Below are 11,764 nucleotides of genomic sequence, written 5' to 3' on the forward strand. Positions count from 1 at the left end.
TCATCTGCGCAGCGGTGTTGTCGGCGTTCATCGGCACCTGTGTGGCGCCTTCGATGCGGGGTCAGGGATACGCGGCACGAATGCCCGCATCAGGTCAGCCCGCATCGCGCCATCCGTGGGCGCTGCTCGATCGATCGCCGCAGATGGCCTCCGCGGCACGTGGCATCACCCATGCACCCCATCGATCTCCACCGCCAGCTCATCGCGGCAGATCACGGCGTGCAGCAGCAGGCGCGGGACCGCATCGCCGAAGCGGGCATCCAGTGCCTGCGCAACCCGGGGCAGGTCGTCGCGCTCGCGCACATAGACTTTCAGGCGGGTGCCGGCGCCGAACTGCGCCGGTAACGCCGGTGCATGCTGACGCGCGGCGCCAAGCAGGGCGTCGAAGTTGGCGAAGGTTTCTTCCAGCTGCGCCAGCAATTGGCCGGTGTGCATCGAGGCGTGGCCCACCACCGCAGCGGTGCCTGACAGCAGCAGCGGCATGTCGCTGCCGGCCGGTGGCAGCATGGCACGGGCGAAACTGGGCGGCTGCGGGCCGTACTGGCGCGGGTAATGGTAGGCACTGACCTGGCGCGGGTTTTCCAGCGGCGTGCCGGCATTGGTGGCGGCCAGCCAGTAGATCTGGATGATGCGCTCGGCATCGCAACGGCCCACTGCGGTGGCCGCCGGCAACTGCGCGGTGTCGAATGCGCCCAACCCGCGTGCACGGCCCACGCAGAACTGCCGGTAACGTTCGCGATCGCCGCTGCCCAGGGTGATGGCGTCGAGGTAATTCCAGATCCGCAGCAACCGCGGCGTCTGGCCGTTGCTGACGAAGGCGGTGATTTCCGCATATGCCCTGGCAGCGGCTTCTTCGATATCGACATCCTGCTCGTCGATCTCGATCACGCCGAACTGCAGGTGCCCATCGCTGGACCAGGCGATGTTGCCATCGCGGCCGCTGCGCACCGGCGCATCGGTACGCCAGACTTCCAGCACGCTGGCCTGGTACGGCTGCAGCGGCACGCGCAGATAGCGCGGGTCGTGCAGGCGCGGCGCCGCATCGCCGAAGCCGAACACGGCCAGCACCTGCGGGTCGGTCAGCAGCACGGCAGGGTCGGTCTGGTCGACATAGTCGACCTGCAGCCGGGGATGGCGCACGGCGTGCGTTGTCTGGGCCTGGGAAGCGGTCATTGAGCGTCTCGTTGTTGCGTGTCGCATTGCAAGGTGTCGCCGTCGAAGCCGAGCTTGGCCTGACGCCGGCGATGGCGCCACGACTGCCAGGCGCGCGGCATCATCGACAAGGTGGTGAGTGCGTACAGGGCGCGAAAGGCGCGCAGGCGGATGCGGACTTTGGGGGCGTCGAAGACATCGCCGGCCAGCATTGCCACCACCGCCTGTTCCACCTGCCAGGTGTTTTGCGGGTGCGCGAACAAGGCGCGCATGGTGGGCGAAGTGAAGCGGTAGATGAACCACTTGAATTCATCCACACCGCGCGTCAGTTCGCGCTGCAGGGCACGCTGCAGTTTCGCCTCCGACTGCGGTGCGCGCAGTGCCGCATCCACCATCGCCGCGCCACGTTCGGCGCTGTGCATGGCCAGGAACACGCCAGAGGAAAACATCGGGTCGACGAAAGTGTAGGCATCGCCCAGCATCAACCAGCGCGGCCCGGCCATGCGCGTGCATTCGTAGGCGTAATTGCCGGTGGCATGCACCGGCGCCACGCGCTCGGCGCCGAGCATGCGCGCGTTGAGCTCGGCATTGAGCGCCAGCGTGCGCATCAAGAAGCCCTCGCTGTCGCCCTTGCGGGTCTTCATGTACTCCGGGTAGCAGACCGCGCCCACGCTCATGATGTCGTCCGGCAGCGGAATCAGCCACATCCAGCCGTGCGCATGCCGGTAGATGCTGATGTTGCCGGCATCCTCGCCCGGGCGTCGCGTCACGCCGCGGAAATGGCTGAACACCGCGGCCGACTGATGCGTTGCATTGGCGCGTTTGAGCTTGAGGCGGTTGCCCAGAAAGGTGTCGCGGCCGCTGGCATCGAGCAGATAGCGCGGGCGGAACTGCTGCACGCCACCGTCTGCCGTGCGTGCCTGCAGCACCGGTTGTTCGCCGTCGAATGCGACCTGCTCCACGCAGACCTGCTCGCGTGCATCCACGCCCACCGCACGCGCACGCTGGAACAGCACGTGGTCGAATTGCGCACGTGGCACCTGGAAGGCGAAATCGGCCTTGGCATCGAGCGCGTGGGAGAAACGGAACGTGTTGTAGCCGCCGCTGTCGTTGGGAAAATCCGCCCCACGCTTCAGCACGCCGATGGCGCGCACGTCTTGCAGCACGCCAAGGCGTTCAAGAATCGGCATGTTCATCGGCAGCAAGGACTCGCCGATATGAAAGCGCGGGTGCTGCGCCTTCTCGAGCAGGGTCACGGACCAACCGAACTCGGCAAGTGCGATGGCCGCGGTGCAGCCAGCCGGGCCGCCGCCGACGATCAGAACATCCGGACACTCCGGTCCGGGAGCCGGCCCGGCTGCCGGCATGGCGGTCGGGGTAAGGCGAACAGCGGTGGAAGTCATCCTGGAACGAACCTGCGGCGGGCGAGCGTCATGCAGTCATGATAGCCTGACCGGCGGCCCGGCCAGCTTGCGGCCCGCCGATTCATATGTGAAGAACGACCGGCAGCACGTGCAGGCACCGGCCAGCCGCGCGGCAGATGCTCGGATTGGCAGCGGCGGCAACGTACACTACGGCCCGGCGCGACGCTCATGCATGCCGATGCTCGTCCGCGCTGCTCCTGCTTGTTCTCACTCTTGTTGCCCGACCCTGACCTGTGGAAATCCTGGATGTCCTCGCAAACCGCTGCCGAACGTGAACTGGCCGAACTCCTGGTCGAAAGTCTGAACCTGGAAGACGTCCAACCCGCCGACATCGATCCGGAGGCGCCGCTGTTCAATACCGGGCTGGGGCTGGACTCGATCGACGCCCTGGAACTGGCGCTGGCGATCAGCAAGCGCTACGGCTTCCAGCTGCGCTCTGACAACGACGAAAACCGTCGCATCTTCGCGTCGCTGCGCGCACTGTCGGCGCATGTCCAAGCCAACAAGACCGTCTGATCTGCCAACTGCGCCATCCCCCGACGCACCCGCGTGGGTGCTGGGGCTGGGCGTTCTGCTGGCGGTGGCGTATTCGCCGTTGGCGCATTGGGCCAATGCCAGTCACCGCCCGGAATTGGCCGTCATCGCCGGTGGTTTGCTGGTGCTGATGGTGTTGATCGAACCGATGGTTGCGCGCCGGCCCTGGGCCTGGGCGTTGGCGCTGTTGCTGCTTGCCGGGCTGGGCGCGCTGTGGCATTCGCCGTATGCGATGTTGGTGCTGGCGGCGCCGCCGGTGGTATTTACCGGTTGGGTGGCCTGGTTTTTCGGGCGCAGCCTGCGGGCCGGACGCACGCCGCTGATCACGCGCATCGTCGAGGGCCTGTACGGCCAGGCCGGCATGCTGATCACGCCCGAACAACGCCGCTATACGCGCCGCCTCACGCTGGCCTGGGCAGTGCTGCTGTGCGGTCTGACCCTGGCCAATCTGGTGCTGGGTCTGTGCGCCGAGCCCAGCGGCGTGCTCGCGCAGCTGGGTCATGCCTCGCCGCTGCCGATCAGCGACGCGCGCGCCTCGTTGTTCGCCAACCTGCTCGCCTATGGGGTGATTGGCGGCTTCTTCGTTGGGGAATATCTATTGCGTGGCCGCTGGTTTCCACAGCGCCCCTATCGTAATCTGCCAGACTTCTTGCGTCAGATGGCGCGGCTTGGGCCGGATTTCTGGCGCGATCTGCTGCGCTGAGTGCGTGGCCTGGGGCAGCGACGGACGTGCATATTTTCGGGGACAAGACAAAAATGCCGTTGGCAAGGATGCCGTCGCGCTTGGCGTGGGCTGTGTTCAACCTGTTGCAATTGGCGTTCACGCTGGCCTTTACCGCTGGCGGCATCGTCTACGCATTGGCATCGCTGGCGATCACGCGCGACGCCGACCGCCTGCTGCGCATGGGCAGCTGGATGTGGGCGCCGGTGCTGTTCCGCGGTGCGGGCGCCACCGTCATCGTGGAAGGGCGCGAGCGGGTGGATTGGTCCAAGAACTATCTGTTCGTGAGCAACCACCAGTCGATCATCGACATTTGCGCGCTGTTCCATGCCTTGCCGGTGCCGCTGCGCTTTTTACTCAAGGAAGAAATGCGCAAGGTGCCCTTCGTGAACTGGTATGCGCGCGCCGCCGGCATGCTGTTTCTGGACCGCGACAGCCGCAGGGCAGGGGCGTTGGTGCGGCGCCAGGCGGCCGCATTGCTGCGCGAGGGCAAACAGTTGTGTCTGTTTCCCGAAGGCACCCGCAGCCGTACCGGCGCATTATTGCCATTCAAGGCCGGGCTACTGCAGGCCGCTATCGATGCTGGCGTGCAGGTGGTGCCGGTGGCGCTGGATGGCTGCGGCAAGGTCTTGCCGGTCGATGGCCTGTTCAGGGTGAGGCCGGGCATCATCCGCGTGCGGATCGGTGCGCCGATCGCGGTGACCGGGCCGGATGCGCCTGATCGCCAACAATTGACCGAGCAGGCACACAAGGCCGTGGCTGCAATGCTTCAACCCAGGATCTGAGTTCTGCGCTTATGGATTTCGTTGTGCCGCATGATCATCCCTGCCTGCCCGGACATTTCCCGGGCCGTCCCGTGGTGCCTGGCGTAGTCGTGCTCGACCATGTGCTGCAGGCGGTGGAAGCCCTGCATGGTCCGCGCGCGGCCATGCGCCTGCCGCAGGTGAAATTCGTGCAGCCCTTGCTGCCCGGCCAGACCGCCTCGATCACGCTGGAAGGCGATGGCCCGCGCTGGCGCTTCCGCGTGCAGCGCGCCGAGGCGTTGCTGGTCAGCGGCGAACTGGTGGCCGAGGCGGCGGCATGAGCAAGCACTGGAAACAGCGTCCGGAAGGTGGCGGGCGCTTTGCGTTGTGGCTGATCCGCGGCATTGCACGGCACGCCGGACGTGCGGTGGGGCGTGCGCTGCTGTATCCGATCACGCTGTACTTCCTGCTGGTGCGTGGCCCCGAGCGCGCCGCCTCGCGTGCCTACCTGGCGCGGGTGCTGGGCCGCCCGGCCACGCTGCGCGATGTGGCGCGGCACATCCATACCTTCGCCTCGACCATCCTGGACCGGGTGTACATGCTGTGCGGGCAGATGCAGCGTTTCCGCGTGGACATCACCGGCCTGGATCAACTGCACACGCAAATGGACCGCGGCCGCGGCGTGCTGATCTTCGGCTCGCACCTGGGCAGCTTCGATGCGCTGCGCGTGCTGGCCACCGAGCGCCCGGACGTGCAGGTCAAGGTGGTGCTGGACAAGGCGCACAACCGCGCCATGACCGACCTGCTGGGGGCGCTCAACCCGCAGCTGGCCGCCAACATCATCGACGCCGGCATGGATGCGACCTCGATCGTCATGGCGATCAAGGAAGCCACCGATGCCGGTGCGCTGGTGGCGCTGCTGATCGATCGTCCGCGCGAAGGCGACCCGGCGCTGCCGGCGATGTTCCTGGGTCGCAATGCGATGTTCCCGACCTCGCCGTGGTTGATCGCCGCGGCGCTCAAGGTGCCGGTGGTGCTGGCGTTCGGCCTGTATCACGGCGGCAATCACTACGAGCTGGCGTTCGAAACCTTCAGCGAGGGCCTGGACGTGCCGCGTCGTCAGCGCGCCCCGGTGCTTGCGGTACTCATGCGCGATTACGCTGCCAGGCTGGAACATTACACCTGCTACGCGCCGTACAACTGGTTCAACTTCTACGATTTCTGGAACACCCACCATGCCGATGTGCCGCACCCTGCCGTGGATGCTGATACTGCTGTTCAGCGCCGCACCGCTATGCGCCGCACCGCCTGAGACGCTGGACGTCGGGCAGGTGCTGCAGCGCCTGGCGCGCCCCGCACCGGTCAACACCGAATTCGTCGAATTGCGCGGCTCGGCCTTGCTGAAGACGCCGTTGCGCGTGGAAGGACACTACCGTCGCCCGGACGCGCAGACGCTGGTGCGCGAGGTCAGTGCGCCGTACCACGAAACCACCACGCTGACCGGCGACGAAGGCGTGCTGGAACGCGAAGGCAAATCGCCACGCCGTTTCTCGTTGAGCCGCGTGCCCGAGCTGGCCGGTTTGAAGTCCGGCTTCGGCGCGTTGCTGTCCGGCGACCGCGCGCTGCTGGAGCAGCACTACCGCGTCAGTGGGCAGGGCCAGCCGCAGGCCTGGCAGCTGACGCTGCAGCCCAAGGACGCTGCCGTGGCCAAGCAGGTGCACGAATTGCGCCTGTACGGAGGCAACGACGAACTGCGGTGTATCGAAAGCGTGCCCGCCAAGGGCGACATGCAGCGCACCCTGCTGGCCGGTGCCGCGCGCGCGGCCGCCGGCGTGACCGGTGCCGCCGCGCTGACCGCGCTCTGCCACGGTTCGGGCGCGTGACCGCGCGCGGGATGGTTGCACCGGTCGTCTCTAAACACATCACACCCTTCGCAGCTGAAACCCGCACGTTGCCAATAACGACCGATGCCGCGCGTGCGGCCGGCGGGCGTTCGGCCGCTGCAGCAGGATATGCATGCCATGGCGCTTGAATTGAACGCGAACCGCCGCATCGGCCTGGCGCTGTTTTGGCTGGCCCTGCTGGCGGTGGCCGGATTCTGGTTGAGCGAGACGCTCAAGGTCACTGGCGATCTGCGCAAGTTCATGCCCGCCCTCAGGAAAAACAACGCGTCGTTGCAGCCCGATGCCGCGCGCGCGGCCGGCGGGCGTTCGGCCGCTGCAGCAGGATATGCATGCCATGGCGCTTGAATTGAACGCAAACCGCCGCATCGGCCTTGCGCTGTTTTGGCTGGCCCTGCTGGCGGTGGCTGGCTTCTGGTTGAGCGAGACGCTCAAGGTCACTGGGGACTTGCGCAAGTTCATGCCCGCCCTCAGGAAAAACAACGCGTCGTTGCAGCCCGATGCCGCGCGCGCGGCCGGCGGGCGTTCGGCCGCTGCAGCAGGATATGCATGCCATGGCGCTTGAATTGAACGCAAACCGCCGCATCGGCCTTGCGCTGTTTTGGCTGGCCTTGCTGGCAGTGGCTGGCTTCTGGTTGAGCGAGACGCTCAAGGTCACTGGGGACTTGCGCAAGTTCATGCCCGCCCCGCGCACGCCGGCGCAAAAACTGCTGATCGAAGAACTCGGCGAAGGCCCTGGATCGCGGTTGCTGCTGATGGCGTTGTCCAACAACGATCCGGTCACCTTGGCCGAGCAGTCGCAGCAACTGCACCAGGCGCTGTCCGCGCAGCCGGAGCTGTTCGAACTGGTCAGCAACGGCGGCAATGCCGGGTTGGAGGCGATTCCCAAGCGCTTGCTGCCGTACCGCTATCTGCTCAGCGACAGCTTCGACAAGACCCCGCTCGACGCGCCGACGCTGGAAGCGGCGTTGCAGGCGCGCGTGCAGGATCTGGGCTCGCCGGCGGCGGCCATGGTGGAGCCATTGCTGCCGCGCGACCCCACGATGGAAATCCTGCATCTGGCCGAAACCCTGCAGCCGGCAGCGATGCCGCGCACGCGCAATGACGTGTGGTTCGATCGCGCCGGCACTTCGGCGCTGTTGATCGTGCAGACCCGCGCGGCAGGCTTCGACCCCACCGGCCAGCAACTGGCCTACGACGCCGTGCAGGCGGCGTTCGCGAAGGTCAGCAAGGGCACCGCCACCCGGCTGACGCTGACCGGGCCGGGCGCATTCGCGGTGGAAATCACCGCGCGCACGCAGGGCGAGGCGCAGTGGATCGGCACGCTGGATACGGTGGGCCTGGTGCTGTTGCTGCTGGTGGCCTACCGCAGCTGGAAGATTCCGGTGCTTGGCGTGCTGCCGCTGGCCAGCGCCGGTCTGGCCGGCCTGGGTGCGGTGGCACTGCTGTTCGACGGCGTGCACGGCATCACCGTGGCATTCGGCTTCACGCTGATCGGCGTGGTGCAGGATTACCCGATCCACCTGTTCAGTCATCAGCGCCCCGGTCTGGATCCGCGCGAGAACGCACGGCACCTGTGGCCGACGTTGGCCACCGGCGTGGTCTCCACCTGCATTGCCTATGTGACCTTCCTGTTTTCCGGCGTGGACGGCCTGCGGCAGTTGGCGGTGTTCACCATCGCCGGACTTGCCACCGCCGCGGTCACCACGCGCTGGCTGTTGCCGGCCTTGATCGATCCGGCCCCGCGCGACTACGCGGACTCGCGCCTGCTGGCGGTGCTGTGGCGTGGCATTGCGCGCCTGCCGCGGCCACGCATCAGCCTGGCGGTGATGGCCGTGATCGGCATTGCGGTGATCGTGTTCGCGCCCGGGCAATTCTGGCAGAACGATCTGTCGAAGCTGACCCCGGTGCCACCCAAGGCCTTGGCGCAGGACACCCATCTGCGTCAGGAGCTGGGCGCGCCGGATGTGCGTTACGTGCTGGCGCTGCCGGCAGCCAGCGATGAAGCGGCGTTGCAGGCCAGCGAGCAGTTGCGCCCGCGTCTGGATGCGCTGGTGCGCGATGGTGCGTTGCTCGGTTACGACATGGCGGCACGCTATCTGCCCAGTGCCAAGACCCAGCGTGCGCGACAGGCCGCGTTGCCCGATGCTGCCCAGGCGCGCGCGCTGACCGAGCGCGCCGTGGCCACCACGCCATTCCGCAGCGATGCGTTTGCGCCGTTCCTGCAGGATCTGGACGCCGCCAAGCGCGCCGCACCGCTGCTGCCGAAGGATCTGAGCGGCTCGCCGCTGGCCACGTCGGTCGGTGGCCTGCTGCTCGGCCGTGGCGATCGCAGCACCGCATTGGTGTCGTTGACCGGCCTGCGCGATCCGGCGGTGTTGGCGGCCGCCGTGCAGGGCAGCGGCGCGCAATTGCTGGATCTGAAGGACGCCTCCGAATCGCTGGTGGCCGCCTACCGCGGACGCGTGCTCGGTGCGCTGGTCCTTGCCGCATTGCTGCTGGCGGTGACCGTGGCGATTGCATTGCGCAGCCCGCGCCGCATCGTGCGGGTGCTGCTACCGATGGCGCTGACCACGGTGCTGATCCTGGCGATCCTGCGCGGCACCGGGGTGGAGCTCAATCTGTTCCATCTGATCGCGCTGATCCTGGCCGCCGGTCTGGGCCTGGATTACGCGCTGTTCTTCGATCATGCCGGCGACGATCACGCCGACCAGCTGCGCACGCTGCACGCGTTGATCGTCTGCAGCCTGATGACACTGCTGGTGTTTGCGCTGTTGGCCGCTTCCAGTATCCCGGTCTTGCGTGCCATCGGCAGCACGGTGGCGCTGGGCGTGTTGTTCAATTTCATTCTGGCCTTGCTGGTGTCGCGCGAACCGGCGCTGGAACGCACCGCGAACGGAGAGCCGCATGCAGGGACGTGACGCAATCGCTGCGCTGATTCCGCACCAGGGCAGCATGTGCCTGTGGGAAGAAGTGATTGAGTGGGATGCACAGCGCATTGTGCTGCGCAGTCACGCACACCGCAGCGATACGCATCCGCTGCGGTGCAACGGGCGTTTGCGCGCGCTGCATCTGTGCGAGTACGGCGCGCAGGCCATGGCCGTGCATGGCGGATTGCTGGGTCGCCAATCCGGCATGCCGGTACGCCCGGGCATGCTGGTCGCGCTGCGTAGCGTGGAATTGCACGTGGTGTATCTGGACACCTTGCCGGACGCGATCCACTGCCAGGCGCAGGTGTTGATGCAGGGCGACGACAGCCAGCAATACAGTTTTCGGCTGACCCATGGCGAGCAATTGCTTGCCGAAGGCCGCGCCACGGTCATGCTGGGCGCCGCCTGAGGCCTGCGCTCAGGGATTGACGGGTGTCTTCGCCGCGATGAGCGCGCTCAGATTGCCGACGCCGGGCAGGCGGTGCGCATACAGCCGCGCGATGTCACTGCCGCTGTGCAGATGCTCGAAATGCTCCAGACCGATCGACAGGAATTCCGCACTGCCATCGTGCGGCGTCTTGATCTCGCCGACTTCGAGTGCCTTCAAGGCGCTGATCCAATGGAAGGACTGGCCAGCGTCTTCGCGATTGAAATAGGCGTACCAGACCGGAATGCGGAACAGCCGCTCAAACGCCACCGCGCGTCTGAGTTCATCCTCATAGGGCAGGCTGTAACAGGTTCTCTTGTACCTGTTGCGGTTCTTGACGTCGATGGCGATCAAGCCGATCGACTCCAGCAACAGCAGGAAATCCGGCCGTTTGACCGCTGTGCCGAACAACGGCGCGAAGGTGTCCGGCGCTTGGCAAATGGCCACATAGCTGAAGCCATGGAGCTGCAGCCATGCATTCATCGCGTCCTCGCCTTGCTTACCAAGGCCCGCCAAGTTCACTGCATTCATCTCGTTTCGTTCATCGCCGCCCGTGTTCGAAAGCTACCAGCCGGATTCGAAAGCGCTCAAGCGGCAGCGATCGGATCTGCGGCATGGTCAGGCAAATACGCGAGAAGTACCAAGAGTCCGTCCTTCAACGGGCAGCTTGATCTACGATAACGCTCCTTCTCTGCTCATATGGTTCGTGGCTTATGAACTCAGCTGCAAGACGCGCACTTGTTACCGGCGGCAGCGGCGATCTTGGCGGTGCGATCTGCCGCCACCTGGCTGCGCAGGGCCTGCATGTCATCGTGCACGCCAATCGCAATCTGGCGCGTGCGGACGAGGTGGTTGCCGCGATCGTGGCCGATGGCGGCAGCGCACAGGCAGTGGCCTTCGATGTGGCCGACGCGCAGGCAAGTTCGGCGGCGCTGGAGAGCTTGCTGGACGCTGGCCCGATCCAGATCGTGGTCAACAACGCGGGCATCCATGACGACGCGCCGATGGCAGGCATGAATGCCGAGCAGTGGCACCGCGTCATCGACGTGTCGCTGCACGGTTTTTTCAATGTCACCCAGCCGTTGCTGCTGCCGATGGCGCGCACGCGTTGGGGCCGCATCGTCAGCGTGTCGTCGGTGGCGGCCGTGCTGGGTAACCGCGGGCAGACCAACTACGCCGCCGCCAAGGCGGCGTTGCACGGCGCCAGCAAGTCGCTCTCGCGCGAAATGGCCAGCCGCGGTATCGCAGTGAATGTGGTCGCGCCGGGCGTGATCGATAGCGACATGGTCGGCGACAGTTTCGCGCCGGAGGTGATCAAGCAATTGGTGCCGGCCGGCCGCGTCGGCAAGCCCGATGAAGTGGCCGCGCTGGTCGCCTTTTTGTGCTCGGACGCGGCCGGTTACATCAATGGCCAGGTGATCGGCGTCAATGGTGGGATGGGCTGAGGGCGACCAACAAAACGAGTGCGTAGTGCCAGTCGGGCGCGGCCTGCTTTGGGGTCGCTATCAGTACACGGCTAGGCTGGCAGTTGAGAACACCATGTAGTCGAAGCTTTGAGTTGCTGCAGGGTCCTTGCCCGCTCACCATCGCGGGACACGCTGCAAGTACGTCCTTGTAAGCTCTTTGGCGGCATCCATGCCGCCAAAGGTCCCGCGACGGCGAGCGGGCAAGGACCAGTTGGGATGGTTGGTGCGCGCAGGTTTCAACAAGCGAGCATCGAACCGCGCGACGCGGTGTCCTCGCTCTTCAACAAAACCACCAGCCAATTGTTGGTGCGGTGTCCTTGCCGATTGCGGGACCGTTGGCGGCATGGATGCCGCCAACGAGCCCCCATGGACGGGTTTACGGCGTGTCCCGCGAGCGGTGAGGGCACCGCGCGCTCGACGCCGTGCGTTTGCTGCTGGTTCTTGCTTGCCCATCATGGCGGGACAG

Annotated in this window: 14 protein-coding genes; 11 read left to right on the forward strand and 3 right to left on the reverse strand. The window is 66.2% G+C overall.

From position 1 onward, the window contains the following. Positions 1-165: 165 nt before the first annotated feature. Positions 166-1,173, reverse strand: coding sequence for a chorismate transformation FkbO/Hyg5 family protein (locus AC1POX_RS01825; protein WP_057681222.1), 1,008 nt, complete (start codon positions 1,171-1,173; stop codon positions 166-168). Then, positions 1,170-2,519 carry an NAD(P)/FAD-dependent oxidoreductase gene (locus AC1POX_RS01830; RefSeq protein WP_031424775.1) on the reverse strand — a complete coding sequence of 450 codons (1,350 nt, stop codon included), beginning with the start codon at positions 2,517-2,519 and terminating at the stop codon, positions 1,170-1,172. Before AC1POX_RS01830 ends, AC1POX_RS01825 begins: the two co-directional genes overlap by 4 nt. Positions 2,520-2,822: 303 nt before the next feature. Between AC1POX_RS01830 and xanC the strand changes: the two genes are divergently transcribed. The 10 genes from xanC to AC1POX_RS01880 all read left to right on the forward strand — a co-directional run bounded on the left by xanC (position 2,823) and on the right by AC1POX_RS01880 (position 9,814). Beyond that, complete coding sequence (xanC, locus tag AC1POX_RS01835; RefSeq protein ID WP_005914783.1) at positions 2,823-3,092, forward strand: xanthomonadin biosynthesis acyl carrier protein XanC; 270 nt, start codon at positions 2,823-2,825, stop codon at positions 3,090-3,092. A gap of 37 nt (positions 3,093-3,129) precedes the next feature. After that, positions 3,130-3,813, forward strand: coding sequence for a COG4648 family protein (locus tag AC1POX_RS01840; protein WP_008571156.1), 684 nt, complete (start codon positions 3,130-3,132; stop codon positions 3,811-3,813). 53 nt (positions 3,814-3,866) lie between these two features. Then, the gene (locus tag AC1POX_RS01845; protein ID WP_008571158.1) at positions 3,867-4,616 is read left to right on the forward strand and encodes a lysophospholipid acyltransferase family protein; all 750 of its coding nucleotides are present in this window, start codon (positions 3,867-3,869) and stop codon (positions 4,614-4,616) included. A gap of 11 nt (positions 4,617-4,627) precedes the next feature. After that, positions 4,628-4,915, forward strand: coding sequence for an ApeI family dehydratase (locus tag AC1POX_RS01850; RefSeq protein WP_057681223.1), 288 nt, complete (start codon positions 4,628-4,630; stop codon positions 4,913-4,915). After that, positions 4,912-5,886 carry an LpxL/LpxP family acyltransferase gene (locus AC1POX_RS01855; protein ID WP_008571161.1) on the forward strand — a complete coding sequence of 325 codons (975 nt, stop codon included), beginning with the start codon at positions 4,912-4,914 and terminating at the stop codon, positions 5,884-5,886. The genes AC1POX_RS01850 and AC1POX_RS01855 overlap by 4 nt, the downstream gene beginning before the upstream one ends. After that, positions 5,810-6,457: a LolA-related protein gene (locus AC1POX_RS01860; protein WP_109290505.1), complete on the forward strand. Its 648-nt coding sequence runs from the start codon at positions 5,810-5,812 to the stop codon at positions 6,455-6,457. The genes AC1POX_RS01855 and AC1POX_RS01860 overlap by 77 nt, the downstream gene beginning before the upstream one ends. A 138-nt stretch (positions 6,458-6,595) precedes the next feature. Continuing rightward, a complete protein-coding gene (locus tag AC1POX_RS01865; RefSeq protein WP_011348969.1) occupies positions 6,596-6,823 on the forward strand; it encodes a hypothetical protein in 228 nt (75 codons plus the stop codon). After that, the gene (locus AC1POX_RS01870; protein ID WP_041469883.1) at positions 6,759-7,040 is read left to right on the forward strand and encodes a hypothetical protein; all 282 of its coding nucleotides are present in this window, start codon (positions 6,759-6,761) and stop codon (positions 7,038-7,040) included. Before AC1POX_RS01865 ends, AC1POX_RS01870 begins: the two co-directional genes overlap by 65 nt. Further along, complete coding sequence (locus AC1POX_RS01875; RefSeq protein WP_014091386.1) at positions 7,030-9,396, forward strand: MMPL family transporter; 2,367 nt, start codon at positions 7,030-7,032, stop codon at positions 9,394-9,396. Before AC1POX_RS01870 ends, AC1POX_RS01875 begins: the two co-directional genes overlap by 11 nt. Continuing rightward, positions 9,383-9,814 carry a hotdog family protein gene (locus AC1POX_RS01880; RefSeq protein ID WP_029820681.1) on the forward strand — a complete coding sequence of 144 codons (432 nt, stop codon included), beginning with the start codon at positions 9,383-9,385 and terminating at the stop codon, positions 9,812-9,814. Before AC1POX_RS01875 ends, AC1POX_RS01880 begins: the two co-directional genes overlap by 14 nt. 9 nt (positions 9,815-9,823) lie before the next feature. On the opposite strand, the gene AC1POX_RS01885 is transcribed toward AC1POX_RS01880, so the two are convergent. Then, the gene (locus AC1POX_RS01885; protein ID WP_303400456.1) at positions 9,824-10,363 is read right to left on the reverse strand and encodes a hypothetical protein; all 540 of its coding nucleotides are present in this window, start codon (positions 10,361-10,363) and stop codon (positions 9,824-9,826) included. A 182-nt stretch (positions 10,364-10,545) separates the two neighbouring features. On the opposite strand from AC1POX_RS01885, the gene fabG reads away from it, so the two are divergent. Next, positions 10,546-11,277, forward strand: coding sequence for a 3-oxoacyl-ACP reductase FabG (gene fabG / locus AC1POX_RS01890; RefSeq protein WP_011348965.1), 732 nt, complete (start codon positions 10,546-10,548; stop codon positions 11,275-11,277). Positions 11,278-11,764 lie beyond the last annotated feature (487 nt).

This window comes from Xanthomonas sp. NCPPB 3442, assembly GCF_056725145.1.